Origin of the sequence: Pseudomonas sp. Larv2_ips (assembly GCF_963879675.1) — a bacterium.
In the GTDB taxonomy this organism is placed as follows: Bacteria; Pseudomonadota; Gammaproteobacteria; order Pseudomonadales; family Pseudomonadaceae; genus Aquipseudomonas.
Genome location: NZ_CAWOAW010000031.1, coordinates 650,342 through 650,587, shown reverse-complemented (window position 1 = coordinate 650,587; position 246 = coordinate 650,342). Strand labels below are relative to the sequence as shown.

At 56.9% G+C, this 246-nt stretch carries 1 protein-coding gene; it reads right to left on the bottom strand.

From position 1 onward, the window contains the following. The coding region (locus AACV02_RS31045; protein ID WP_372239725.1) for an immunoglobulin-like domain-containing protein at positions 1 to 246 on the bottom strand (246 nt) is incomplete at both ends.

Genomic DNA, 246 nt, shown 5'->3' with positions numbered 1-246 from the left:
GCGTTGGTGATCGTCGTGTTGACGGTCGAACCGTTGTTGTAGACATCGTTGGCTGGAGTTTCGAAAACTACAGTCCCGCTGGATTTGCCAGCTTCGATGTTGATCGTCTGACCGTTGCTCAGCGTGACCGTCACAGCGGTTTGCGCCGGGTTGGTCAGCGTCGCGGTATAGGTGATGTTGCCGCCTTCAACGACCGAAGGATCCGCCGTCAGAGTGACAGTGGTGGTGTCGATCGAGTCGGTGATG